We start from the raw sequence: 23,628 nt of genomic DNA on the forward strand, positions 1-23,628 counted from the left end.
GATGAGTTTACATTAAATATCAAAATCCATCATGTTTTCTGCAATCTCAGCAAAAGATTCCTCTGATTCTTCAAAGTATACTTCCCATTTATCTTGTGACCATATTTCAATTCGGTTGGATACACCGATAATCACACACTCTTTGTCTAAATCAGCATATTTTCTTAGGGGCGATGGAATGTTTATTCTTCCCTGTTTATCTACTTCACATTCAACAGCACCAGAAAAGAAGAAGCGGGTGAAAGAACGGGCATCTTTCTTTGTAAGGGGAAGTTTTTTAAGCTTTTCTTCTAACTGGCGCCATTCATCCATGGGGTAGGCGAATAAGCATTTATCAAGACCACGGGTAATAACAAATCCTTCACCTAATTCTTCACGAAACTTAGCAGGCATGATTATACGGCCTTTCGAGTCGATATTATGTTGAAATTCCCCCATGAACATATACATCGCCCCACTTTCTGTTTCTAGTGTACCACAATCCCCCACTTTCCTCCACATTAATTTTAATCTTTATTTCATTTTGTGTAAGTAAGAAGAAATCATCATAATCCCTTCCAGCAGTGCGATTAAGGAAAAAAGAGAATGATTAAGTCTATTTTTTTGCCTTTAAAACAAGAAAAAAGACCTATCTCAATTAAGAGTTAGGTCTCTCACATTTAATGGGATTATTTTATTTTTTAACAGGTGGTGGAAGGTGGGGGATTTATAAATAAACAGCATAATGATCTTTACTCCAGGACATCTGTTTATCAATTAGTTCATGGATCCAATCGTCCCCATATTGATTAAGCCAATAAACTACATTCCATATTCTTTCCTGCAAACCTCCTTCTGGATGTAGTACCAATTCTAAATCATCAAACAATTGTAAGATTTGATGATGTTTTAGTTTTAATGAATATTCGATACGCTGTTCCAAATAATCAACTTCTCTTATAAGATAGGAAAGATTTTTATCTGCTAACTGTCCTAGATCATCTCCTATTTCTTTAGCTATTTCCCGTAATGGCTGGTGAACCTTTTCAATTGTTAATTTCACTTGATCACCAACCTCTTCAACAGGAGCATTTGTTTGACGTTTAAGCCATGCTATACGCTCCACATCAACACCTTTTTGAACAACTTGATCTACAGATAAAGACAGCGAACGTAAATTCTTCTCTCTCTTAGAATCAACTAACGTAAAAGATAATCGGGGCAACACAGGAGGAACCTTAAGTTGTAATGCTTCAAATCCTGATTTTAATAAAGACCAATAGGACACCTCGCCCCCGCCGCCAATAAATGCAAGTACAGGTAATAAAAGCTCTTGCATCATGGGCCTTGTTACCACATTATTACTTAACAAGTGTGGGGAGTGGTAAGCAATATCCAGCATCTCCTCTTTTGTAAAAGAACAATCATTATTTTTGCCTACCCAATGGCCATCTTCATCAATCGTAAGTAAAATCCTCTCACCATTTTCATGATAAAACAAATGCGCGTCTGATTTATCTGCATCTACCCCTATGGAATAACCAGCCTGACTAGTATGATGAAGAGCTTCTGCTACACCTTTTGTAATTTCAGGTTGATGATGAATTAAGGATTGAAAATAGTTATTTTCCAAGGCTCGAATTTTTGTATCTCCAGAATCCAGCAGTACCAGCCCTTCATGTTGAAATAAATAGAAAGTAACCTGGGCAAAAAAGTCTACAAATGATTCACTTTTATCAACAATACACTTTATATTTTTGTATAACTCTTTTGTATAAGTGGTCTCATCCATATGTTTAAAAAGATTATCCAGCCATTGATGGGTTAATTCCTGGTCTAATGTCATGTGGGAAACGGACGATTTCTTTTTCTGCTGTTGCAGCGTCCTGAATTTCTTCATTCTTTCTGCACGTGGCAGGAAAACATGATTAATTTCTTCATAATCATGGTCCTCCCCTGCAATCCAAAACATAGGGATGACTGGAACACTTAATGCCTGCTCCTGTTCTTCCGCAAGTTTTATAATACTAATCATTTTATGTATAGAATATAAAGGACCGGTTAGTAATCCTGCCTGTTGACCGCCAACGACTACAACACTTTTCTCATCCTTTAACCGTTCAATATTGGAGATGGTTCGTTCAGGGGCTCCCCATTTTTTATTGCGTTCCTTTAGTACATCACTAAGTTCTTTACGTTGGTAATCAATCGATGACAGGTCCTTCAATCTTTTTTCATAAACCTTTTCATCAAATGGATCATAACTAAAAAATTGTAAAGCGTTTTGGTCACGATTTCGATAATCTCTTATGAGGTTTTTTTGTGACTCAAACGAAATCGGCTTTAATCTCATACATAACCTTCTCCTTTTGAAAGCCTAATTAATACATCCTTTGTAATTGTAACGAAAACAATCCATTGTTGCATCTGTTCTGTTTATTCAGATAAAAATCCGTTGAATAATACCAAAGACAATTCCTACAAGATAAAGAATATTCATAATAAAGAAAGAAAATCTCCAGAACCTCTTTAAAGCTGTTATTAAAATGATTTCCTCTTGAAACTTCCATTGTAAAAATATAAATAATGCTAGAAACAAAAGTAAAAAAACAACAATCCACCCGAAAACCATAACCTCCAAATTCATCTGATAACAAAAGTGCACTGACATCACTAAGAAAAAGGTTGTCACATCCGCGCTAACTCTTACAGCCCTTCGATCATCCTGGGTTATTTTTTTCATAATAAAATAACATAGAATAAAAACTATAAAGGGCACTGTGATTAAGACTGCTGCCAGATAAGCAAAAAAGTCAATCATGGGATACACTCCCAGTACGATTCTCCAATGCCTTTATACCATTATAAACAAAAGAAGTATAAGGTAGCTTCCGAATGGATTGTTTGAGCACATAACCACTTATCGTATCAATTTCCGTTTGATTTTGATTACGAATATCTTCTCTCATAGATGATGAATTTCTTCCCGTATGTTTGGCGACACGCTTTACATAATCCCAATACTTATCAAATGGGAATTGTAGTACCTGACACGTTTCTTCACAAAGGCCTTTGGCTAAATGATATAAATATGGATTAGTTAACAGCTCACCATTTTCAACGTCAAATATAGCTGTTAATGGATTTATAACAGCATTAACCACAAGTTTTTGTTTTAGCAGATTAATTGGATTTTCATCATAAATCCAGGGGAAATCTGAAGTATCAAGTACATCTAATATATGATTCATCAGTGTTTTATCCTTTTTTACTAATGCACCAATTCGAATAACTCCTGCACCCGTATGCTCTACCGAATGGTCATTTTTGCGCCTGGCACCATGATCCAGGACTCCAATAAAAACTGGTTGCTGAAGGGTGGAAACCCATTCTACATGGGACATTCCATTTTGCAAAAAAAGGATTGGTTTGTTGTCTGGAGCCTTTGTTCGTAGCGTTTGAATGACTTCATCTAGCTGTGGATATTTAACACAAACCACATATAAATCATGCTCGTCCAATTCTCCCAGGCTTTTAGCATTTACTTTAAATGAGGAAGGACGATTGTGATGAAGGGTATACAAAGAAACTCCTTTTGTTCTTAACCGTTCTTTTTGCTGATTTCTACGTACATAGCAGGTGACTTGATGATCTTCTCTTGCTAAGCAGGCAGATAGTAATAATCCTATGGATCCCAACCCAATAATCCCTATTTTCATATCTGTCACCATCCCAACTTTATTCCCTGACATTTTACCAAACTTTCGGCCTATTGTTTAAGGTTTTTTAGATAGTTTTTTGAACATTTGTATTTTTTAACATTTTGTTTATTATAATTTTATATTATAATAAACTTATAAGATCAATAGGACCAAGGGGGATTAAAAAATGAAAACGTTTCAAGTTGAACGGTTATTGATTAACTATAAAACACTGGAAGAATTTAAACGCTTTAAAGAATACGGAATCCAAGAATTATCGATGCTGGAAGATCTCGAAAACAATATGGTGGAGAACAATAGTGAATCCCCTTTTTATGGGATCTATTATGGAAATTCACTTGTCGCACGTATGAGTTTATACCGAATTGATAAAAAGTATGATGAATACTTTGAGCCGCATCAGGATTACCTTGAGCTGTGGAAATTAGAAGTTCTATACGATTACAGGGGAAAAGGCTTAGGACGCAAGCTTGTTGACTTTGCAAAGAGCTTTCAATTGCCGATTAAGACCAATCCACGTATTAACTCCCATGGATTTTGGGAGAAAATGGGTTTCCAGAAGGTTCGTTATGATATGGAACGTGATTTAGGTGAGAATCCATTAATCTGGCTACCTGAAGGAGTAGAAGAACAAAATCGAACTCAATAAAATACCATCAAATAGTGAAGAAAGGCAAGGCTAATAAGATTTAGCCTTGCCTTTCTTCACTATCCGATGAAACATTTTCCCAAATCGTCATTATTTGTTTAAGAGCTTCTTCGTATTTTTCGATTTTCTTACGCAAGATTTCATTTTCTTTTGCGATTTGTTGCATTCGTTCATCTACTAAATCTGAGGAGTTGGAGCTTGTTTCATAAGTTTGCTTAATTTTCCGTAATAAATCAATGGCTTCATCAAATTCAAACGGTTGTTGAGAGGATTTTGAATTCTCTTGGGGTTGTTGAGTAGATTTCTTTCTGCGATCTTTTTTAGCTAAATGAATCTCCTGATCATATTGTTTTCTGACTGTAGCATTCCAGCGAAATCCACAGGCTGCGGGTGTTCTGGATAATTGCTTTGCTACATCTTCAAATGCTTCCAGCTGCGTCTTTCCTTCACGGATAAATCGCAGAACAGTTTCTGCCAGTTGTTTATCTTCATCCTCTGTCCAGGCATCCTGTCTATTATGGATCATTCTATCCCTCCTATTTCTTTTACTATCAATCTATGCAAGAAACAGGCATGGTAGACTATTTTTTTCCTGTCCTCCTGAAAAATGCCTCTACTGCTTTTTTGTGCTCATCTGAAACCCATAAATGTGCACAGCGCTCAACTTCTTTATCCATTTTTTCTTCTATTTGAGAGAAGGAATTTTGATTGAGGTACTGTTGTTTAAAATAGGTTAAAGGGATTCTTTCTTTTTCTATAAGCGGTTGAAAAATACTCCATAGAGCTTGCTCATCTGAATAAAATTGTTGAATCCATCCCCAATCAAATAATTGTTGAGCATCTATCATATTGGAATTCAGCAGCCATTGATAAGCTTTTAAGGAGTCCATCCTTTTATGTAAGAGCACACCCCCGCCCCATCCAGGCGTAATCCCCAGCTTTCCTTGTATAAAACCATGGCTGGTATCTGGTTTGGCAAAACGAAAATCACAAGCCGTTGCAAGTTCACATCCCCCACCTCTTGTATCTCCATTTAATAAACAGATGGTTGGCACAGGAAGAGTGGCTAATTTGTACAAAACCCCCTTCATCCGACTTAACTTTTGGTAAGCCTCCTTTTTATCCATCTCTCCATGAAAATCATGCAAATCTCCTCCTGAACAAAATGACCGATCCCCTGCACCAGTCAAAACTAAGAATTTTAATTCAGGGTTGTGAGAGAGGTCTTCCAGTATTTCATATAACTCTCCACCCATCTTTAAAGAGACTGCATTTCTCTTGGCGGGTCTATTCAACGTAATTTTGGCAAATTGATAATCCTGAAAATATTCGTAAAGAATCGTTTCAAACATGTCAATCCCCCCTGTTATATATAAAAAAAGGATGCCTTTTTTAAGGCACCCTCTTTGCTGTTCTTTATTTTTCAACAACCTCTTTGCCATCATAATGTCCACATGAAGCACAAACATGGTGAGATTTTTTGTATTCACCACAGTTTGGGCATTCTACCATACCTGGTACATGTAGTTTTTTATGTGTACGGCGTTGATTCTTTTTCTTTTTAGAAGTTCTTCTCTTTGGTACTGCCATGTGTTACACCTCCTTAAATATAACAAAAAAAACAACGATCAGTTTTTCTTACTTGATGAATCATCAAAAAACTGATTTAACTTTGCAAGCCGGGGATCGACTTTTTGCTCTTTCCTGGAATTTTCATCGACCAGATTCCATCCCTGGCCTTCATCCACAGTTTTCTCTTTCACATTATCCGCAAATACTTGCAAAGGGACTTCTAATAAAATATTTTCCTTAATATAAGGCGTTAAGTCAAGCACTTCTCCATGAATTTCATGTATTTCATCTTCTCCTTCTTTATGATAAGGAGAAGTCGAAAACATTTCAACAGCCTTAATCGTAAAAGGATACTCCACATCTGCTAACGTTCTTGCACAAGGCAATATCATCATTCCGGAAATCGTTAATTGAAAAGTAATCTGATCTCCCTGAGATGTTGCCTCACCTTGTACATGAACGGGTGGAATTTTACGAATGTCGTTGTTCAACTCTTCCAATTCAGTTACGTCCACATCTTCTTCTAATGGAAGAGGTGACTTTGCTTTAATTTTTTGAATCGAAATTTTCATGAAACATCACCTCATGGCAACAAGAGTTATTTTAAAAGGAAAAGCACATTTTGTCAATATTTTTTCTTAACAGGATAATCTTATTCCAGGACTGTATTCCAATTTGATTGAAAGATTACATAGAGAAATAAAAAGGAAGTTGCTTCAAACAGCCTTCAAGATAAACAGTTAACCCAACATCACAAAATTCACTTCAAGCTTGACTTTTCCTGTATATTCCTTCTCAATAGAGTTAGAAAACTTGTAAGGGAGTATTTTGATAATGAAGGCTTGTGGTTTAATCGTTGAATATAATCCATTTCATAATGGTCATGTTTATCATTTGGAGGAAGCCAAAAAGAAGACAGATTCTGATGTTGTCATTGGGGTTATGAGCGGTAACTTTTTGCAGCGTGGGGAACCAGCCATTATTGATAAATGGCATCGTGCTGAAGCTGCCTTAAATACGGGAATGGATGTTGTTCTGGAACTGCCTTATGTATTCGCAGTACAACATGCTGATTTGTTTGCAAAAGGAGCTATTTTAACGCTTGCAAGTTTAAATACTAATACAGTTGTTTTTGGCAGTGAACAAGGAGATATTCAGCCATTTATTCAATCATATCAACAATACAAAAATCAGGAGAAAACTTTTGAAAGCGAACTCCAGGAGAACTTAAATAAAGGGTTTTCCTTTCCTGAAGCAAGTCGAAAAGCCTATGATATGATTGATTTAAATACAGGTGCCCTGGATCTTACTCAACCAAATAATATATTGGGATTTAGCTATGTAAAGGCTATCTATGATGAAAATAAGGATATTAAACCAGAAACGATTCGCAGAACAAAAAGCGGTTATCATGACCAGGAAATCAAACAGAATATTGCGAGTGCTACAAGTATAAGAAAAGAAATTCTTAAAAATATGGACATCCATCCTCAAGTCCAATCAACGATTCCAGCTAGTACATATCAATCCCTCATGGATTATAAGCATAAAACAGGAATTTTTCATCATTGGGAACCCTATTTTCCCTATTTACAATATAAGGTTATGACAGAAAGCATTACACGTTTAAGTACAATACATGGAATGGAGGAGGGATTAGAGTATCGACTGAAGAAAACAGCAAAATATGCCCAATCCTTTCAGCATTGGATGAAACAAATAAAAACAAAGCGATATACATGGACAAGACTTCAAAGAATGTTTGTACATTTGTTAACCAATACATCAAAACGTGATGTAGAAGCTATTCAAACATTAGATGAGCTCCCCTATACACGAATATTAGGCATGACAGAAAAGGGACGTGCCTATTTACATACCCAAAAAAAGAATATGAAACTCCCCCTTCTCTCACAGCTTCAACAAGGAGATCATCTTTTTTTGGACATCGAAGAGAAAGCTGCGGATACTTATTATCTCCCTTTACAACGGGCCACACAAATCGATATGCGTAAACGGGAGGTAGGTCCACCTATCTACTTATCATCAATCACCAAAAATAGAGGGGATTGACCTTTGTCAATCCCCTCTATATTTGATTAAACATTATTGTAACTCCTGCAAATATTCAATTGCATCCTGAAACGTATCAACGGGAACAATGTCCATATTCGTATCTATCTTTTTCCCTGTTTCCGTAGCAACCTCATAATTTGAGTTCTCTCGTCCACCCTCATTCGGCGCAAAAAAGATGTTACAGCCATCGTTATCAGAAGCTACTACCTTTTGATCAATCCCACCTATACTTCCAACCTCACCATCATTATTTATAGTTCCTGTTCCACAAACTTGCTTTCCTTTTGTGTAATCCTTTTCTGTCAATTGGTCAAAAATCTCCAGACTAAACATTAAACCAGCACTAGGGCCTCCGATTTCACGGCTGTTAATCTTGACTTCAGGATTTGTAACGATATTACGTTTGGTTACGAGACCAACACCCATCCCTACTTTATCTGGATCATCCGGAAAAGGAGCAAGCTTAATATCATCTTTTATTTCTTCACCGTTTCGCATTAAAACAACATTTACCGTTTCTCCCTCTTCTTTTTGGGTAACATACTCCACGGATTCCTCTGACTCATCCACCTTTATTCCGTCTACGGAAACAATTTTGTCACCTGTTTCAAAAACTTTACCGGCTGGCATGTCATCCTCAACATACGAAACATAAACCCCATCATTTTTATATGATACTTCTAAACCAGCTTTTTGGAATGCGAGGGCAATCGCTTGATTTTTGCTGGAATCCATATATTCCATTTGGATATGATTATACTCTTCCTGACTAATTCCTTCTGGTCGAATGTCCTCTATCGGATGAATTTGAAAATAGGGGTGAAACTTCGCCCACAAATAATAGGCTGGTGTTGCCTGTCCTCCCCGTACAGTCACAAGATGCATATCTCCTTTACTGGAATATCCGTCTTCCACCGATACCATTGGGTCTAATTTCGATGCATTACCCGGCTGATATACATAGTAGGGTAACTGATAGGTAGTGAGAAATACGATAATAACAAGAACAATGGCCGTGACGGCTAATTGGGTTGATCGTTTTTTCATGTTTACGTGTTCTCCTTCCAGTTGTTCATCTTATTTTCTATAAAATTGATGTGTTGCAGCGCTATTATTTCGCCTTCTTGAATAATTTCTGAAATATTTTTGAATGCTCGCGAGCTAAACCGAGACACATCTGGTCTCAACATGATATCAGCATTAGTTGCCTTAACTTTTACAACTTCATTCTGCATAATATCGATACTTTGTATAATGACGTCATATATCGAATGCACCTCAGTACTTGGGGTATAATGAGCACAATCTACTGCAATGGTAATGTCCGCTCCCATTTCCTGTACAGCCGTAATGGGAACACGCTTTATAACTCCCCCATCAACAAGTAAACGCTTATCTATTTCGGCAGGTACAAAAATCCCGGGAATGGAGACACTGGCCCGTACCGCTTTCGCTGCATCTCCTTCTGTAAATATCACTCTTTTCCCTGAATGTAAGTCTGTTGCTATTATACTAACAGGAATAGAAAAATCCTCAAGTTTTTTTCCATATGTAAATAAACGAACATACTCTTCAATTCGCTTCCCCTGGAAAAATCCCAGTTTAGATACTGTAACATCAAGAAAATAATTCCTCCGGGAGTACTTTGCCATTTGATAAAGATGGTCAATGGATTGACCGGCACCATACAAAGAACCGATTAAAGCACCCATACTGCTTCCGGAAATATAGTCAATTGGAATGTGACTGTCTTCTAGTACCTTTAGTACACCTAGATGAGAAAAACCTCTAGCTCCACCTGATCCAAGTGCTAGACCTATTTTAGGCCTTCCCAAGTTAACCACCCTTTGCTGCTTTTTAAACATATTATGCATAACAAACCTAATCATGAGCGTATATTGTATAGAAGTGCTTGTACGAACGATGGCTAACATTACTTCACTTTCATTTTACTACCCCAATGATTATTCGTACAGAATATTATATTAAACCCTGCAGGAGGACGAACTTCATGAATGGAAAATTAAAATCTATACTCCTAGCATCTGGAGCTCTGTTCATCGGGATAGCCATTATTCAAAATCCCAAAGAAGCACTTGAAGCTTCCCAGCGCGGAATTAGTTTGTGGTGGGAAATCGTCTTTCCATCACTTCTCCCATTTTTTATTACAGCAGAAATTTTAATAGCCTTTGGTGTTGTTCGATTTTTTGGTGTTTTATGCGAGCCTTTTATGCGTCCGCTGTTCAACGTACCAGGGGCCGGAAGCTTTGTATGGGCTATGGGAATGGCTAGTGGATACCCATCCGGCGCAAAATTAACGGCTAGACTAAGACAGGAAAAACAAATTTCAAAAACTGAAGCTGAACGGCTTGTTTCCTTTACAAATGCTTCAAATCCTTTATTTATTATCGCTGCCATATCTATTGGATTTTTTCATGATGAGCAATTAGGGATTCTCCTGGCTGTATGTCACTATGTAGGCAATTTTTTTGTTGGAATCTGCATGCGTTTTTATGGAAAAAAAGAATATCATCCTAGACTGAAGCAGCCTCTTTCCATCAAAAGAGCTTTTGAAGAATTACATGAAACAAGATTAAAAGATAATAGACCGTTTGGGAAAATATTAGGTGACTCTGTTATAAATTCCATTCAGACGTTAATGATGATTGGTGGCTTTATCATTATTTTTTCCGTTATTAACAGATTATTATTTTCACTTAATATTACACCTTTTATTGGTCAATTTTTACAGTTTATCTTTTCTATCGTTGGTTTACCTGATGTGCTATCTATTCCATTTATCGCCGGCATGTTTGAAATTACTTTAGGTGCTCAAATGACTTCCGAAACTACAGCTACTTTATTACAGCAAATTGTGATTGTCTGTTTTGTACTGGGATTTAATGGCCTATCTGTACAAGCTCAGGTTGCTAGTATTTTAGCTGAAACAGACATTCGCTTTTTCCCCTATTTTATAGGCAGGATTTTACATGGTTTTTTTGCAAGTCTCTTAGCTCTCATTTTATTTAAACCACTTTATTCAGATGCTAAGCAGGCTTCAACTGGGGATATACCTGTTTCTGATTATGTGAACACCCATTCTTTCTGGGCAGAACTTCTGCAATACTTCCAGCATTATGGACCGATGCTTACTCTGTTAACCTTATTAATTGGAGTCCTAATTATATTTCATAGAAGAAGAAAAGAATGAGGCTGGAATATAATCATCGAAGCTTTCCTTATCCTGCGGAAAGATTGGTATGCGGGAGACCCCGGAGGCATACGCCCATGGGGATCCCGAACCGCCCGCAGAAAGAGAATCACTGGAGAGGAAATCAATACCTATGTTTAACAGAGTCTATAAAAACTTTTGTTCTAGACTCATTCAAATGAACTATTTAATTTTAGTTTCATTTTTTCGCTAACGATAGCAGGAACAAAATTTGATATATCTCCATTAAACTTCGCAATTTCCTTTACTAAACTTGAGCTTATCGCTTGGTATTCATCCTTCGTCATCATAAAGAATGTTTCAATTTCATTATCCAATTTTCTATTCATAATGGCCTGAGGAACCTCATATTCAAAGTCACTTACAGAACGTAGACCGCGAATGATAACATTAGCATTCTTTTCCTTCGCATAATCTATTAATAGACCTTTAGATGCATCCACTGTAACGTTCGACCACTCCGATGTTACCGAAATCAAAATCTCCTTCTTTTCCTCCAGTGTAAATAAAGGAGATTTTGCCTGATTATGCAATACTCCTACAATGACGTAATCAAAGAGTTTAGCACAACGTTCAATGATATCAATATGACCATAGGTTACTGGATCAAAGCTGCCTGGAAAAATAGCTGTTTTTGCCATATTTCATTCCTCCCTATTTAACTTCAAATAAACTAACGGAAATTGTACTCCCATACTCCTCCGTCTTTACCATTTCCAATCGTTTGAAATTATCTGGTAATATATCATCTGTTGAATGTTCACATATAAGAATACTTCCCTTACGAACAACTCCCAAATTAAAGATTACCTTAAATAACTTTTCAAAGGAAATACGTTTATAAGGGGGATCAAGAAAAATCCAGTCAAATACAAGGCCGCGTTTAGAGGCAGCCTTTAATGCACGAAAAGCATCATTCTTGTACACTTCTGTCTGATCCTTTATTTTTAAGTTGTTTATGTTTTCATGAATGGTTTGAATTGCTTTTGGATGGCTATCAATAAAAAGGACCTTATCCGCCCCACGACTAATAGCTTCAATCCCCAGACCTCCACTACCGGCAAACAAATCTAGTCCTATTCCGCCTTCAAAATAAGGTCCGATAACTTGAAAAATAGCTTCCTTCACTTTGTCTGTAGTGGGCCTTGTATTTTTACCCGAAATGGTCCTTAAAGGATGACTTTTATATGTACCAGAAATAACCCGCATGTTGACATCACTCCATTAGTAGTCATTAAAATCCTTTATGAATGAATGTATGTATATGCTACCATATATGACCTACAATGGCATCTTTTCCGTTAACTAAAAAAATTTTGATGTAAAATGAATAAGTTGTTTCTTCACTGGTCACAATGATAAATGAGAACGAAATAAAATTCGTTCTAAAACGGAGAAGGCTTACGTTTCCCCATAAGTTCTTCCTCCGGTTTCTCCTCTCCCTTTTTTATCTCTTTGTTGTGAAACAAAGAGAGCCTGCGGATACATATCTGCAGGCATTTTTTTTGGAGAAAAGCGGAAGGAACTGTCCAGACCCGGGCAGCATATTTTACTTTATCCATTCGGACACATCAAAATGTTCAATTTTGTCGTTTTTCATGCTACATTAGATAATAGACTTAACAAGAAAGAGGTGTATGCTAATGATTCAACGATTAATCCCGTTAGGAAACGGCTATTCAGATCTATATGAATTAATGAATATAGCAAAAGCAATGCCCGAGCGAGTAGAGTATATGTTAGTTTTACATCCATTTGATGATAGTAATCAAACATCATTGGTTTTAATTATGAAGCCTACAAATCCTGGAAAATTTCAGCCTATATATATTTGCTTAGAGGGTGTTCCCGTTCCCAGTAAACGCTATGATTTATGGAAGGATTTAGCTGAAGAGCTTCATCATGATTTGATTGAATTAACCGTTTCTCCCTCGAAGAAATTTAATGAGCAGGAGTTATACTTTCAACATTTAATAGGGATTTTACGAACCAATCATTATTTGCCACGATTAGAGAGGAGCTTTTAATTCGTGTAAAAGTAAAAAGTTCCCTGGTCAAAATAAACCGGGAACTTTTTATATTCTAAAATCCATATCTATATTCTTTTTCTTTTGTTTCATCTGTTTTAACTTTTTGAAACTCAGTGCGAATAAATGGTTTATATGATGGTTCAGCTTTCACGACAAAAGGAAGCTTTTGTATTTGCTCCAATGTATCTTCTACTTCATCCTGATTGACATAAAGTAAGACATATCTTTGCCTCTTCGACATTGTAATGATATGACCAAATTTTCGGAGTTTACGTCCATTTTTTATGTTTTTCACCCATACAAAAACGCCTTGTCTTTTTATAAACATATGATCTTCCTCATTGTTTTTCAATTTATAATGTTGGTTTAACTTAAGATGCGCAGCCACAGGATCCGCCACTACCGCAGCCACATCCACCTTTATCTTTAAACACAGCTCCGTCTCTAGGTACCTTAATAGTTGAGCTGACCTCTTCAGCTAAAATACCGCTAATATCATCTAAGAGTGCTTGTAATTCTGTTTCAGCTTTTTTATAAGAGGCAACGGTTTCATGCATATCCATTTCACGCTTTACCATTCTTACTTCCTTCGTGATTTTACTATAATCAGGATGATAACGACCAAATCGCTGAACCTCTTCATATTTCTCCTTCATATCCTGAAAGTCGGCGATTAGCTTCTGAGCTTTTTCATCCTGCTCTAATTTATGTTTAGCTTCTTCAAAACGATGCATAGTCTCTGATTGTAAAACCATTTGACCGATATGTTCGGATTTATCTAATATGTCAACAACTTCCATTGTGGCTATCATGATTCCACCTCCACTTTTATCATATCAAATATAACGGGAGATGAAAATCTTTTCCTCCTATTTTTTACAGGTCTTATACTCCAGAAATAAACATTAGTTATTTATGTTAAGCGTCCTGGTTCAAATATTCTGACATAGATAAAAGCATAGATAAAAGGTTTAACTGTTCATTTAATTTTCCCATTTTTTGAGAGAATGTCTGACCATAAAAAGATTTAGAGGAATTTTCCAACAACACGACGCGTTCCGGATATCGTGTCAGAATACGATACCAGGAAGGGTTCATTCGAACAAAATGCAGGAGTTCAGGACGATTCGTCAAATATTGATATACATTTGCCTGCACAAGATTCCCTCCTTAATCTTTCCCAAATTTAAAAGGGTCGGGCCGGTTTTGCGACCAGCTGGATCCAGAATTTTGCTGTTGAAATTGCTGTATCAAACCTTGAACATTTGATATAACTCCACTTAATTGATTCATTTGATCCTGGAGCTTATTCAAATCCATATTGTTCATCATATTCGATAACTTGCTAAACAACTCCTGATTTTTTACCTGTTTCTCCTTGCTTGAGGCTTTTGTTCCTTCATCTTTGAATTGATTCCAATAGGCATCTTCTTCCCCATACAATAACCATTTTTCATAATAAGTTTGCCAGCTTCCCTTCTGAGTTCGTACATGTTCAATTAACTTCGGATGTTTTTCAACAAACGACTTAAATTGTTCCACCTTCGGGTGCAAACTGGACATTTGCTTTCACCACCTGTGCACAAATAACTACAAGTAATTTATGTTAACGTTTTGTCATTTGTGCATGTGTACCGGGTAGTTATTGTAATTTTTGCAGGAAATTTTGTGTGTAATAATCTCTGTAGACGCCTGTTCCCAAATGTGTAAAGTCTCTATTAAGCAATGCCTCTCTATGTCCCTTACTATTTAGCCAGCCCTCTACTGCAGCTGCTGCATCAGGATATTGGGCAGCGATATTTTCACCAGCTGATAAATATTTGATCTGTTGCTCACTCAACCGGTCCTGTAACCCTTCTCCATTTGGCGCATAGTGAGAAAAATAATTATTCTTAGCCATGTCTTCACTGTGGGAAAAAGCTACTTCTGAGACAGGCTCATCCCAGGTAAATGTTTCAAGCGAAAAGCGTTTACGTATTTCATTACTAATCGAAAAAATTTGCTTTTCACGTCCCGCTTCTATTTTTTTCCATTGCACTTCTGAATTAGTTATCTCTGGTAAATCCCCTCTATATTTCACGGCATATGGTTTTAAATACAACAAAGTATCAGGATTCATTATCCTCACTGAGGATAACTGATTGGTAAAGGTGTCAAAATATAGTTGCATAAATCGATTATCAGAAAGTTTTACCAGAGGATTTCGTTTCATTTCTTCATCTTTTAATTGAAATTGGTAGCTTCCTTTGGATAATTCTAATTCAACCTTTGATTGAACAGGAAAATGCTCTTTTACTTTTTCATATGAATCCCCAATAGAAATGGGATCAATTGATAATTCTTCACCAGTAGCAAAAATCGTAACAACTTTTCCTTCCTTCATTCCTATTTGAATATATTGACCAGCCAGGTCTTCATAAATCCACCATTGATAGCCAAATGGTGTAGGATCCTTGCGATTTGGCTCACCTAAGGTTTTTATTATGGAAGATTGATCAGCTGAAAAAAGATGAAACAGCCTTCCATCATATTCCTTATCAGACGATATATCCTCTGGCTGTGGTTTTCCGATTTTAAAGTCACCTATATCTTGTTCCGTTTGAGAAATGTCTTCTTTGACAGTGAAAAGGAGTTCCTTTACTTCTTCCATAACTCCAGGGCGTTGCTCCAATATATAAAAAATAACGATAGCTATGAAAACAATACCAATAAATTTCTTCATCATCACTTCCCCTCCACTTCCGTTATACGCCATTTTATCTAAAATTATACACGAATACTACTCGATATGGCAGAATTGAATATAAAAAAACCGCCCTTAACGGCGGTTTTTCTGACTTAATGCAGTTCATCCCTTTTTTCTGATATTTCATTTAAAGCAACCCCAGCGGCATGGTCAGATTTTTTCTCTAATGATAGATCCCCTAGAGAGACAATTCCGACTAGCTCCCCATTATCCACAACTGGTAAACGTCTTATTTGCTTCTCAGCCATAACCTGACTTGCCTCTTGTACGTCAGTTTCTGGGGAAACAGAATATAAATCATCACTAATGACGTCCTGTATTTTAGTGGATTCTGATTTTTTATTTGCATACCCACGAAGCACTAAATCACGGTCTGTCACAAGTCCCATAAGATGATTTTGATTATCAGTTACGGGAATAACCCCAACATCCAATTCCTTCATTTTCATCGCAGCATCATAAAGTGTATCATCCGGGCTGCAGCTTGAAACATCGCGAGTCATAATGTCACGTATTGATTTCATGTAACGTCCTCCTTAAAAAATTCTTGATAGTGTAAAGACAAATATATTGTCCTTCTTTTTATTATTGTGTCCATTTTGTTACATATATTTATGAAAAAATGGGGATTTCCATTGAATGAATTGATTAATGAACCATTTTTTACTATGATGGATTTAGATTGAAAAAGTAAAATAGAGGTGAACTATATGAAATTAGAAGGACATGGTATTGAAGACTCAGTTGTAAACCTTAAACCTTTAGATCATTTAATGGAAAAAGCCGGACTCATACGTGCATCTGGCTGGGATTACGAACGTGTTACATACGATTATAAAATGGAAACGAATGAAAAAAATGTAACTTTCTACTTAAGAGTTCAAGGTCATGCAATTGAAGGTGATGTTGACCGTGGAAATGCTGTCATTAAATTATTGACACCTCTTTTAGGAAAGCATTACTACCCTCATGGTGTTGAGTACGGTGATGGTGAGGAATTTCCGGATAATATCGTTCAAAAATCAAATCAAATCCTTAAAAAAGTAAAAGAGTACATCGATGAATTTAAAGTGGAAGAAAATGCATAAATAACATTTAGGGCTATTGAAACGCTTCAATTCAATAGCCTTTTTATGGTTAATATTTACACGTTATTAATGTTCAAAAACCTTTTTATATGCTATATTAAAAGGAGAGTTTTTCTAGAAGGGAGCTACATGCTGAAATTGTTCAATAAATTAACCAAACGACAGTGGACCAAAATCATTCTTTCCATCATTGCTTTACTCATCATCATTTTTGTATTACCTGTTGCTGTCCCACTCATCCTTGCATTGCTCACAGCTTTCATTTTAAACCCACTTGTTCGATTTTTACGATTTAAATTTCGAATCAGTCGAAAAATTAGTGTGATCATTATATTTATTATGTTTTTGTTAATTATTTCCACAATAGGTACATACGTAACCACAAAATCAGTTGCACAGCTGGTTAAACTTACAGAAAATGCACCTAATTATGTCAATAATATTACACATGTCATCAATGACTTTGAATCAGATATGAATACCTTTACTCAAGGAATGCCGGAAGACTTTGTAGACGAAGTGATGACTACATTACATAAAAATATTGGAGGTATTCGCGAAAGGATTAATGATACCATTACCATAGAGAATATTGCTGGAGTTGTGGCCAAAGTACCACAATACCTTGTAAGTTTTCTCGTTTATTTAATTGCTCTGTTTTTATTTATGTTAGAACTTCCTAAATTAAAGAAGAATGCCTATGGACTAATGACAGAAAAAACGGCTGAAAAAATGAGCTTTATGAGTGCACGATTTTCCTATGTAATTGTAGGATTTCTTAAAGCCCAATTTTTAGTAAGTATCATCATTTTTACAGTTTGCCTGCTGGGACTTTGGTATATTGCACCAGACGTAGCCATTATAATGTCGATCATCATTTGGTTGATTGACTTCATACCCATTATCGGATCAATTATTATATTGGGGCCATGGTCGCTTTATATGTTAATAATCGGTGATGTTGTTATGGGTATACAATTAGGCGTGTTAGCCATTATCCTTCTAGCCATCCGAAGAACAGTAGAGCCAAAAGTTATGGGAAGACACATTGGACTTTCCCCGCTCGTTACGCTCATTGCCATGTACTTAGGCCTTAAACTAATCGGAATTCTAGGCTTTATCATAGGTCCACTAATGGTCATCGCCTACAATTCAGCACGCGAAGCCGGAATCATTAAATGGAACATTAAGATTTAGTAAGGAAAAGTGAAGGCGACTGTTTAGGTCTTATGTCCACCCAGACCTTGGAGCCTGAGCTGAACATTAGAAATGTGGAATGGTCTAGTCCAAATTATTGGCAGCAAGCCCCTATATAAAGATGAGCTATCTCATTTAACGAGATAGCTCATTTTTCGTCTTCCCTAAGTTTATAAATTTCAATATCCTGATAACAATCATACCAGACAAATCCTGCTCTTCTTAAGGCATGTATGGATGGTTTATTCGTATGTATACACTCGGCATAAATGGTTTTAATCTTATGTTGTGAAAGGGCCCAATTACATAATTGTTTAATCGCTTTCGTAGCGAATCCCTTTAGCCGTTCTCCGGGACAAATATAATAACCAATCCATATCTCCCCTTTTTTATTTGGCGGAGATTGTATGGAAATATCCCCTACTATGTTTCCTTCAGCGCTAATAATCCAAGGGCCGTAGCCTTCATTATGTCTCTCTTTCTGTAATAAATCATGATAAAGAGGTAAATGGGCACTTAAATTGTGATATGGCCAATTATTAGGTAAATGAAGATTATACGTATTAGCATAACTCAAGGGGTTACGTAGCAATAATTCTGCATCCTTTTCTGTAACGGCCCGTATAGAAATTTCCTGCGCTGAGATTAACACCACTCATACCCCCATGAAGCTGTTAAAAACCAAAAATAGCCTTTAACATACTAGTTGTTTGTCCACCATCATAAATAACATATAAAAGAAGATAAACTACAACGCCTGTAGCAGCAGAGAAAAACCAAATCACACTTGTAATCGGTCCTATTTTTCGATGCTTGGAAATGTTACGTTTAAAAGCTAAATATAGTGTAACAATCCCAAATATGGCCGCTGAAGTTGCTAAAAAGATATGGAAAACAAGGAAAATTGTATAATAAATTTTTATATCATCTGGTCCACCAAACGAAGTATTCCCAATAAAAATCGTTCTTGACATATAAATAATAAAGAAAGCCAAAGCAGCAATCGCACCACTTATCATGACCCTTTTATGTGCTTTTCGTTTATTCTTGGCTATTAAAATCCAGCCAATGGCAATTAAAATGGCTGAAATGACGATAAATAATGTACTTAAAGTAGGTAAGACTTCCATATAAATTTTCCTCCCTATTGTTCTTTTGAATGTTTAGGATTGGTTTGGAATAGGATCAATTCCTCTGCTTGATTCATTTTTAAACCATTTAAAAAATACTTTTGCCAATACGGTACCATAAATGATTTCCTGCATTACTTTCATGATGATGCCACCTGCTTGCTGATCATATAGAATACTTATTTTGGTTATGACTTGTGGTCCACCCAGGGATATCCCATTAAGTACATCTGTCGGAACACATAGACTCATAGCATTTGTCCAGGCCTGAATATCAGAATATGTGGCATATATTGGCTCCCCTGAGAAAATAATTAACGCACATGCTGGGGTAATTAGCATTCCATTTCCAAAAATATATAAGATTTTTCCAAACGGTTTTGCAATCTGATGTCCCCCTAAAGGTGACAAAAGGGGCCACCACATACAAAATGCAGTAAACAAAATGATGATAGTTATACTGGAATGGGCGAGTTGGTAAGACTTTGAAAAATCCAGTATAAATGGTATATGGTAAATAGAAAATATGAAATTGAAAAGTAAAATAGCCACAAGTGGTTTTGTTAATATATTTAAAATAAAACCTAAAACCTTTACTCCAAAAACCTTTCTCCAAATCCATGCTGGAATTCCCTTAATCATAAGAATAGGGAACACGAGATAATATAACGCCATTTGAATCATGTGGGCCATAAGCAAAATATGTGAAAGTAAATCCACAGGAGCTCCTTTCACAATATATAATAAAATCAATCCAGCATAAAACATCGCTTTTTGTTTTCCGGATGGCACCTCTTCATCTTTCGCACCAAATTTATGACGCAAAGGGCCTGTGAGCACATGATAAATAAGCCCTAATGCAATTATGTAAAGAAGAAAATAAGGACTCCATAATGCTTGAAATCCAAATATTTGTAATTTAGACCACATTTGTATGTCACTCCATTTTTAAATGTCTGTCTCCCTATTATAACTGATTTTTCATTGTTACCTAAATGAATTAAACATAAGTCAAACAACTGTCACAAATCTATCATTCAAGAGGTCATAAAATACAAGGGGCAATTAACTCTAAAGGAGAACAATCATTGATTTTAGCAGAAGAAATATACGTAGACTCATCATAAAATGGATGCACATTTTTCTCGTACGGTGTAAAGTTATCAAAGCTTTCCTTGTCATGCGGGAGGAAAGCATAGGTGAGACCCGCTGTTCGACAGCACAAGGAGGGTTACCAGCCACTCGCGGAAAGCGAAGGATATTTCCGGAGTGTATTATCCACCAACCATAATTTCTGTTAAGTTTGGATTTTTTAATAAAACACTTTTTTCCCAGTCTCATGAATACAAAAGATCGAGGCAATAGCCTCGATCTTTTTTTTAGATCCACGTAATGGTTGTTAATGCTAAAATGGTTAAAACCGCTGCAAAAACACCTGAAAAAATCATAAGCGAAGGCATTTCGTGACCCTTTTGGTTTAAATGCATAAAGTAATACAGTTGAAAAAGCACTTGAACAACAGCTAACACTAAAATAATCGGAACAACAAGATATTTACTAAAGTCTCCCACTACCAGACCAAACGCTATAATTGTAAATGCAATCATCATAGCAAATGTAATAACCTGGTACTTCATTTCTTCTTTATGCTTTTCTTTAAAAAACTGATCTTGATAATTGGAATTGGTGTTATCTGCCACTTACTACCCCACCTTTCCCATGAGATAAACTACTGTAAATATAAACACCCAAACTACATCAATAAAGTGCCAGTATAAACTAACCAAATAAAATTTAGGTGCATTATATAAATTCAAACCTCTCTTTGCATTTCGGAACATGAGAGTTAAAAACCATAAAAGTCCAAATGCAACGTGTGCACCATGGAAGCCTACAAGAGCATAAAAGGCTGACCCAAATGCATGGGCTGTAAACGTATGGTGAAATTCATGAACATAATGATTAAATTCGTATACCTCAAGCCCAAGGAATGATGCTCCTAAGAGAACAGTAATGGTAAACCAAACCATCATCTTTTTAAAAGCTTGATTCTTCATATGATAAATGCCATATACACTTGTTAAAGAACTTGTTAACAGGATAACGGTCATAATAAAGACTAATGGTAGACCGAATAATTCTTGTGATGGTGTTCCTTCTGCGTCACCGAAGGAATTCTTTAACGCTAAATAAGTACCAAATAAACTGGCGAAAAGTACTGTCTCACCACCAAGAAAGAACCAGAAACCCATAAATTTGTTTTTGCCTTCAAGGGTAGCTCGCTCGGGTTCATGTGGTAAATTCTCAGAACTTAAAACGTCTTCGTGTGTACTCATTCTACCCCAGCCCCCTCTTCTTCAAGATCTTCTTTATGAATGTGATAACCTAAATCATCTTTAACAGAGCGAATAAACATACTGCCAAATGCGATTACCAGCCCAGCAATAATCGCAATATAGGCTACGTTAGAATCTGGTCTGAAAATAACTCCAATCCCTGTGATAAATAAACCTAATGAAATCATAAATGGTAAGAATGAATTATTAGGCATATGAATATCATTCAGCGGCTCTGCTGGAATTAGCTTTCCATTTCCTTGGGTTTTTTCAATCCATAATGGATCTAATCCACGTACAAGTGGTAGTTGTTTAAAGTTATAATGTGGAGTTGGATTTGGTAAACTCCATTCTAATGTACGACCATCCCAAGGATCCTGAGAACTTCTTTCACCATTAACAGACGTTTTAATGATGTTATATAGTAATATTATGGTTCCGACCGCCATTAGTAAGGCACCGACTGTACTTATAAAGTTTCCGACTTCAAGATCCTGACCCGGAAGAAACTTCCAATATCTACGTGGCATTCCCATTAGCCCTAAGAAGTGCTGAATAAAGAATGTTAAATGGAATCCAATGAAAAAGAACCAGAATGTCCATTTTCCAAGTTTCTCATTTAAGACTTTACCAAATATCAATGGCCACCAATAGTGAGTTCCTGCAATAAGTCCAAACACAACACCACCAACGATAACATAGTGAAAGTGTGCAACGACAAAGTAAGTATCATGGTATTGAAGGTCGGCTGCTGCTACAGCTACCATTACACCTGTCATACCACCAATCGTAAAGGTTGGAATAAATCCAGCTGCCCAAAGCATTGGTGTTGAAAATCGTATGCTACCGCCCCACATAGTAAACAGCCAGTTAAATATCTTTATACCTGTTGGAACGGCAATAGCCATAGTGGCAATCGCAAATATGGAGTTAGCAATTGGCCCCATACCTACTGTAAACATGTGGTGAGCCCACACCATAAAACCGAAGAATGCAATAAGTACCGTCGCAAATACCATTGCTGAATATCCGAACAACCTTTTCTTAGAAAAGGTTGAGATAACCTCACTAAAAACACCAAAGGCAGGCAGTACCAGAATGTATACTTCTGGATGCCCAAATATCCAAAAAATATGTTCCCATATTATTTCATTTCCGCCCATTTCCGGAACAAAGAAGTTAGCACCAAAGAGTCTGTCGAAGGTCATGAAAAATAGACCAACAGTTAGTGCAGGGAATGCAAATAAAATTAATACACTGGCAATTAAAGCGGTCCAGGTGAATAATGGCATACGCATATATGTCATACCTGGAGCCCTCATGTTTACGATGGTTACAATAAAGTTAATACCACCCATTAAGGTACCAAAACCACTTATCTGTAATCCAATCGCATAAAAGTCAAAACCATGGGTTGATGACCAAATAGAGAAAGGAGCATAAGCGGTCCAACCTCCATCAGGTGCTCCACCTAAAAACCATGAAAGGTTTAATAGTATTCCACCAAAAAGAAATAACCAAAAACCTAAGGAGTTCAAAAATGGAAAAGCAACATCACGAGCACCAATCTGTAAAGGAACAACCGCATTCATAAATGCGAAAATTAGTGGCATTGCAGCCAGAAAGATCATAGTTGTTCCGTGCATTGTCATAATTTCATTATAAAATTGTGCACCAATTAAATTATTATCAGGCAACATAAGCTGTAAACGAATAAGCATTGCTTCGAGTCCACCAAGCAGGAAAAAGAATCCTCCGCCAAGTAGATAGAGAATTGCAATTTTCTTATGGTCAACTGTTGTTAAGTATTCCCACAAGGTAGCTCCAAAGCCAGGCTTTTCTACCGTAGCTGTACTCACCTCAATAACCTC

Annotated in this window: 30 protein-coding genes; 6 read left to right on the plus strand and 24 right to left on the minus strand. The window is 36.5% G+C overall.

Annotation, left to right across the window (positions count from 1 at the left end; genetic code table 11):
• Nucleotides 1-12: 12 nt before the first annotated feature.
• From mraZ to BMX63_RS13160, 4 genes are all read right to left on the minus strand, one after another.
• Nucleotides 13-444, minus strand: a complete 432-nt coding sequence (gene mraZ / locus BMX63_RS13145; protein ID WP_093136562.1) for a division/cell wall cluster transcriptional repressor MraZ — start codon at nt 442-444, stop codon at nt 13-15.
• Between the two features lie 262 nt (nt 445-706).
• Nucleotides 707-2,332, minus strand: a complete 1,626-nt coding sequence (bshC, locus tag BMX63_RS13150; protein ID WP_093136479.1) for a bacillithiol biosynthesis cysteine-adding enzyme BshC — start codon at nt 2,330-2,332, stop codon at nt 707-709.
• 87 nt (nt 2,333-2,419) lie between these two features.
• Nucleotides 2,420-2,800 carry a DUF3397 domain-containing protein gene (locus tag BMX63_RS13155; protein WP_093136481.1) on the minus strand — a complete coding sequence of 127 codons (381 nt, stop codon included), beginning with the start codon at nt 2,798-2,800 and terminating at the stop codon, nt 2,420-2,422.
• The gene (locus BMX63_RS13160) at nt 2,793-3,698 is read right to left on the minus strand and encodes a ketopantoate reductase family protein (RefSeq protein WP_220083833.1); all 906 of its coding nucleotides are present in this window, start codon (nt 3,696-3,698) and stop codon (nt 2,793-2,795) included. Before BMX63_RS13160 ends, BMX63_RS13155 begins: the two co-directional genes overlap by 8 nt.
• Before the next feature lie 169 nt (nt 3,699-3,867).
• Here BMX63_RS13160 and BMX63_RS13165 point away from each other — a divergent pair, with 169 nt between their 5' ends.
• Entirely contained in the window at nt 3,868-4,350 is a 483-nt protein-coding gene (locus BMX63_RS13165; RefSeq protein ID WP_093136485.1) for an N-acetyltransferase, read from the plus strand.
• A 40-nt stretch (nt 4,351-4,390) separates the two neighbouring features.
• Here the strand turns inward: BMX63_RS13165 and BMX63_RS13170 are convergent, their stop codons facing one another.
• The 4 genes from BMX63_RS13170 to BMX63_RS13185 all read right to left on the minus strand — a co-directional run bounded on the left by BMX63_RS13170 (nt 4,391) and on the right by BMX63_RS13185 (nt 6,494).
• Nucleotides 4,391-4,876, minus strand: coding sequence for an RsfA family transcriptional regulator (locus BMX63_RS13170; protein WP_093136487.1), 486 nt, complete (start codon nt 4,874-4,876; stop codon nt 4,391-4,393).
• 55 nt (nt 4,877-4,931) lie between these two features.
• Nucleotides 4,932-5,702: an enoyl-CoA hydratase/isomerase family protein gene (locus tag BMX63_RS13175; RefSeq protein ID WP_177167310.1), complete on the minus strand. Its 771-nt coding sequence runs from the start codon at nt 5,700-5,702 to the stop codon at nt 4,932-4,934.
• Nucleotides 5,703-5,766: 64 nt separating this feature from the next.
• Entirely contained in the window at nt 5,767-5,940 is a 174-nt protein-coding gene (gene rpmF, locus BMX63_RS13180) for a 50S ribosomal protein L32 (RefSeq protein WP_093136490.1), read from the minus strand.
• A gap of 38 nt (nt 5,941-5,978) precedes the next feature.
• Nucleotides 5,979-6,494 (minus strand): YceD family protein, encoded by a 516-nt coding sequence (locus BMX63_RS13185; protein ID WP_093136492.1) that lies wholly within the window; start codon nt 6,492-6,494, stop codon nt 5,979-5,981.
• Between the two features lie 262 nt (nt 6,495-6,756).
• Here BMX63_RS13185 and BMX63_RS13190 point away from each other — a divergent pair, with 262 nt between their 5' ends.
• On the plus strand, nt 6,757-7,995 hold the full coding sequence (locus BMX63_RS13190) for a nucleotidyltransferase (protein ID WP_093136493.1): 1,239 nt from the start codon (nt 6,757-6,759) through the stop codon (nt 7,993-7,995).
• Nucleotides 7,996-8,028: 33 nt separating this feature from the next.
• Here BMX63_RS13190 and BMX63_RS13195 read toward each other — a convergent pair whose 3' ends face one another.
• Both BMX63_RS13195 and BMX63_RS13200 read right to left on the minus strand, forming a co-directional pair.
• Nucleotides 8,029-9,045 (minus strand): SepM family pheromone-processing serine protease, encoded by a 1,017-nt coding sequence (locus tag BMX63_RS13195; RefSeq protein WP_093136495.1) that lies wholly within the window; start codon nt 9,043-9,045, stop codon nt 8,029-8,031.
• Between the two features lie 2 nt (nt 9,046-9,047).
• Complete coding sequence (locus tag BMX63_RS13200; RefSeq protein ID WP_093136496.1) at nt 9,048-9,833, minus strand: patatin-like phospholipase family protein; 786 nt, start codon at nt 9,831-9,833, stop codon at nt 9,048-9,050.
• Nucleotides 9,834-10,009: 176 nt separating this feature from the next.
• Here BMX63_RS13200 and ylbJ point away from each other — a divergent pair, with 176 nt between their 5' ends.
• A complete protein-coding gene (ylbJ, locus tag BMX63_RS13205; protein WP_093136498.1) occupies nt 10,010-11,209 on the plus strand; it encodes a sporulation integral membrane protein YlbJ in 1,200 nt (399 codons plus the stop codon).
• Nucleotides 11,210-11,379: 170 nt separating this feature from the next.
• On the opposite strand, the gene coaD is transcribed toward ylbJ, so the two are convergent.
• Nucleotides 11,380-11,871, minus strand: coding sequence for a pantetheine-phosphate adenylyltransferase (gene coaD / locus BMX63_RS13210; RefSeq protein ID WP_093136500.1), 492 nt, complete (start codon nt 11,869-11,871; stop codon nt 11,380-11,382).
• A gap of 13 nt (nt 11,872-11,884) precedes the next feature.
• Nucleotides 11,885-12,439 carry a 16S rRNA (guanine(966)-N(2))-methyltransferase RsmD gene (gene rsmD, locus BMX63_RS13215; RefSeq protein WP_093136501.1) on the minus strand — a complete coding sequence of 185 codons (555 nt, stop codon included), beginning with the start codon at nt 12,437-12,439 and terminating at the stop codon, nt 11,885-11,887.
• A gap of 434 nt (nt 12,440-12,873) precedes the next feature.
• Between rsmD and BMX63_RS13220 the strand changes: the two genes are divergently transcribed.
• Entirely contained in the window at nt 12,874-13,257 is a 384-nt protein-coding gene (locus BMX63_RS13220; RefSeq protein ID WP_093136503.1) for a DUF7147 family protein, read from the plus strand.
• A gap of 55 nt (nt 13,258-13,312) precedes the next feature.
• Here BMX63_RS13220 and BMX63_RS13225 read toward each other — a convergent pair whose 3' ends face one another.
• The 6 genes from BMX63_RS13225 to BMX63_RS13250 all read right to left on the minus strand — a co-directional run bounded on the left by BMX63_RS13225 (nt 13,313) and on the right by BMX63_RS13250 (nt 16,530).
• Complete coding sequence (locus tag BMX63_RS13225; RefSeq protein ID WP_093136563.1) at nt 13,313-13,588, minus strand: YlbG family protein; 276 nt, start codon at nt 13,586-13,588, stop codon at nt 13,313-13,315.
• Between the two features lie 43 nt (nt 13,589-13,631).
• Nucleotides 13,632-14,072 (minus strand): YlbF/YmcA family competence regulator, encoded by a 441-nt coding sequence (locus tag BMX63_RS13230; RefSeq protein ID WP_093136504.1) that lies wholly within the window; start codon nt 14,070-14,072, stop codon nt 13,632-13,634.
• A gap of 106 nt (nt 14,073-14,178) precedes the next feature.
• Nucleotides 14,179-14,418, minus strand: coding sequence for a YlbE-like family protein (locus tag BMX63_RS13235; RefSeq protein WP_093136506.1), 240 nt, complete (start codon nt 14,416-14,418; stop codon nt 14,179-14,181).
• A 12-nt stretch (nt 14,419-14,430) separates the two neighbouring features.
• Nucleotides 14,431-14,823, minus strand: a complete 393-nt coding sequence (gene ylbD / locus BMX63_RS13240; RefSeq protein ID WP_093136507.1) for a spore coat protein YlbD — start codon at nt 14,821-14,823, stop codon at nt 14,431-14,433.
• Between the two features lie 79 nt (nt 14,824-14,902).
• Complete coding sequence (locus BMX63_RS13245; protein WP_093136509.1) at nt 14,903-15,985, minus strand: CAP domain-containing protein; 1,083 nt, start codon at nt 15,983-15,985, stop codon at nt 14,903-14,905.
• A gap of 113 nt (nt 15,986-16,098) precedes the next feature.
• Complete coding sequence (locus tag BMX63_RS13250; protein WP_093136511.1) at nt 16,099-16,530, minus strand: CBS domain-containing protein; 432 nt, start codon at nt 16,528-16,530, stop codon at nt 16,099-16,101.
• Nucleotides 16,531-16,716: 186 nt separating this feature from the next.
• On the opposite strand from BMX63_RS13250, the gene BMX63_RS13255 reads away from it, so the two are divergent.
• Both BMX63_RS13255 and ytvI read left to right on the plus strand, forming a co-directional pair.
• Nucleotides 16,717-17,094 (plus strand): YugN family protein, encoded by a 378-nt coding sequence (locus BMX63_RS13255; RefSeq protein WP_093136513.1) that lies wholly within the window; start codon nt 16,717-16,719, stop codon nt 17,092-17,094.
• Nucleotides 17,095-17,223: 129 nt separating this feature from the next.
• Nucleotides 17,224-18,291 carry a sporulation integral membrane protein YtvI gene (gene ytvI, locus BMX63_RS13260; protein WP_342733021.1) on the plus strand — a complete coding sequence of 356 codons (1,068 nt, stop codon included), beginning with the start codon at nt 17,224-17,226 and terminating at the stop codon, nt 18,289-18,291.
• 148 nt (nt 18,292-18,439) lie between these two features.
• Here the strand turns inward: ytvI and BMX63_RS13265 are convergent, their stop codons facing one another.
• From BMX63_RS13265 to ctaD, 6 genes are all read right to left on the minus strand, one after another.
• Nucleotides 18,440-18,943, minus strand: a complete 504-nt coding sequence (locus tag BMX63_RS13265; RefSeq protein WP_177167311.1) for a GNAT family N-acetyltransferase — start codon at nt 18,941-18,943, stop codon at nt 18,440-18,442.
• A 22-nt stretch (nt 18,944-18,965) separates the two neighbouring features.
• Nucleotides 18,966-19,421 carry a DUF420 domain-containing protein gene (locus BMX63_RS13270; protein ID WP_093136516.1) on the minus strand — a complete coding sequence of 152 codons (456 nt, stop codon included), beginning with the start codon at nt 19,419-19,421 and terminating at the stop codon, nt 18,966-18,968.
• Between the two features lie 33 nt (nt 19,422-19,454).
• A complete protein-coding gene (ctaG, locus tag BMX63_RS13275; protein ID WP_093136518.1) occupies nt 19,455-20,351 on the minus strand; it encodes a cytochrome c oxidase assembly factor CtaG in 897 nt (298 codons plus the stop codon).
• A gap of 449 nt (nt 20,352-20,800) precedes the next feature.
• Nucleotides 20,801-21,121 carry a cytochrome c oxidase subunit IVB gene (gene ctaF, locus BMX63_RS13280; protein ID WP_093136519.1) on the minus strand — a complete coding sequence of 107 codons (321 nt, stop codon included), beginning with the start codon at nt 21,119-21,121 and terminating at the stop codon, nt 20,801-20,803.
• A gap of 3 nt (nt 21,122-21,124) precedes the next feature.
• The gene (locus tag BMX63_RS13285; protein ID WP_093136521.1) at nt 21,125-21,757 is read right to left on the minus strand and encodes a cytochrome c oxidase subunit 3; all 633 of its coding nucleotides are present in this window, start codon (nt 21,755-21,757) and stop codon (nt 21,125-21,127) included.
• Nucleotides 21,754-23,616, minus strand: coding sequence for a cytochrome c oxidase subunit I (gene ctaD, locus BMX63_RS13290; protein WP_093136522.1), 1,863 nt, complete (start codon nt 23,614-23,616; stop codon nt 21,754-21,756). The genes BMX63_RS13285 and ctaD overlap by 4 nt, the downstream gene beginning before the upstream one ends.
• Nucleotides 23,617-23,628 lie beyond the last annotated feature (12 nt).

Origin of the sequence: Salinibacillus kushneri, from assembly GCF_900111405.1 — a bacterium.
In the GTDB taxonomy this organism is placed as follows: Bacteria; Bacillota; Bacilli; order Bacillales; family Alkalibacillaceae; genus Salinibacillus; species Salinibacillus kushneri.

Excerpts from the sequence above, each read along its gene's own strand:
- ctaG (WP_093136518.1), bottom strand. The coding sequence starts at position 20,351 with ATGTGGTCTAAATTACAAATATTTGGATTTCAAGCATTATGGAGTCCT.
- BMX63_RS13170 (WP_093136487.1), bottom strand. The coding sequence starts at position 4,876 with ATGATCCATAATAGACAGGATGCCTGGACAGAGGATGAAGATAAACAA.
- mraZ (WP_093136562.1), bottom strand. The coding sequence starts at position 444 with ATGTTCATGGGGGAATTTCAACATAATATCGACTCGAAAGGCCGTATA.
- BMX63_RS13220 (WP_093136503.1), top strand. The coding sequence starts at position 12,874 with ATGATTCAACGATTAATCCCGTTAGGAAACGGCTATTCAGATCTATAT.
- ytvI (WP_342733021.1), top strand. The coding sequence starts at position 17,224 with ATGCTGAAATTGTTCAATAAATTAACCAAACGACAGTGGACCAAAATC.
- rsmD (WP_093136501.1), bottom strand. The coding sequence starts at position 12,439 with ATGCGGGTTATTTCTGGTACATATAAAAGTCATCCTTTAAGGACCATT.
- BMX63_RS13230 (WP_093136504.1), bottom strand. The coding sequence starts at position 14,072 with ATGATAGCCACAATGGAAGTTGTTGACATATTAGATAAATCCGAACAT.
- rpmF (WP_093136490.1), bottom strand. The coding sequence starts at position 5,940 with ATGGCAGTACCAAAGAGAAGAACTTCTAAAAAGAAAAAGAATCAACGC.
- BMX63_RS13245 (WP_093136509.1), bottom strand. The coding sequence starts at position 15,985 with ATGATGAAGAAATTTATTGGTATTGTTTTCATAGCTATCGTTATTTTT.
- BMX63_RS13190 (WP_093136493.1), top strand. The coding sequence starts at position 6,757 with ATGAAGGCTTGTGGTTTAATCGTTGAATATAATCCATTTCATAATGGT.
- BMX63_RS13270 (WP_093136516.1), bottom strand. The coding sequence starts at position 19,421 with ATGGAAGTCTTACCTACTTTAAGTACATTATTTATCGTCATTTCAGCC.
- BMX63_RS13185 (WP_093136492.1), bottom strand. The coding sequence starts at position 6,494 with ATGAAAATTTCGATTCAAAAAATTAAAGCAAAGTCACCTCTTCCATTA.
- ylbD (WP_093136507.1), bottom strand. The coding sequence starts at position 14,823 with ATGTCCAGTTTGCACCCGAAGGTGGAACAATTTAAGTCGTTTGTTGAA.
- ylbJ (WP_093136498.1), top strand. The coding sequence starts at position 10,010 with ATGAATGGAAAATTAAAATCTATACTCCTAGCATCTGGAGCTCTGTTC.
- BMX63_RS13255 (WP_093136513.1), top strand. The coding sequence starts at position 16,717 with ATGAAATTAGAAGGACATGGTATTGAAGACTCAGTTGTAAACCTTAAA.
- BMX63_RS13165 (WP_093136485.1), top strand. The coding sequence starts at position 3,868 with ATGAAAACGTTTCAAGTTGAACGGTTATTGATTAACTATAAAACACTG.
- bshC (WP_093136479.1), bottom strand. The coding sequence starts at position 2,332 with ATGAGATTAAAGCCGATTTCGTTTGAGTCACAAAAAAACCTCATAAGA.
- BMX63_RS13195 (WP_093136495.1), bottom strand. The coding sequence starts at position 9,045 with ATGAAAAAACGATCAACCCAATTAGCCGTCACGGCCATTGTTCTTGTT.
- BMX63_RS13160 (WP_220083833.1), bottom strand. The coding sequence starts at position 3,698 with ATGAAAATAGGGATTATTGGGTTGGGATCCATAGGATTATTACTATCT.
- BMX63_RS13250 (WP_093136511.1), bottom strand. The coding sequence starts at position 16,530 with ATGAAATCAATACGTGACATTATGACTCGCGATGTTTCAAGCTGCAGC.
- BMX63_RS13225 (WP_093136563.1), bottom strand. The coding sequence starts at position 13,588 with ATGTTTATAAAAAGACAAGGCGTTTTTGTATGGGTGAAAAACATAAAA.
- BMX63_RS13155 (WP_093136481.1), bottom strand. The coding sequence starts at position 2,800 with ATGATTGACTTTTTTGCTTATCTGGCAGCAGTCTTAATCACAGTGCCC.
- coaD (WP_093136500.1), bottom strand. The coding sequence starts at position 11,871 with ATGGCAAAAACAGCTATTTTTCCAGGCAGCTTTGATCCAGTAACCTAT.
- BMX63_RS13285 (WP_093136521.1), bottom strand. The coding sequence starts at position 21,757 with ATGAGTACACACGAAGACGTTTTAAGTTCTGAGAATTTACCACATGAA.
- BMX63_RS13175 (WP_177167310.1), bottom strand. The coding sequence starts at position 5,702 with ATGTTTGAAACGATTCTTTACGAATATTTTCAGGATTATCAATTTGCC.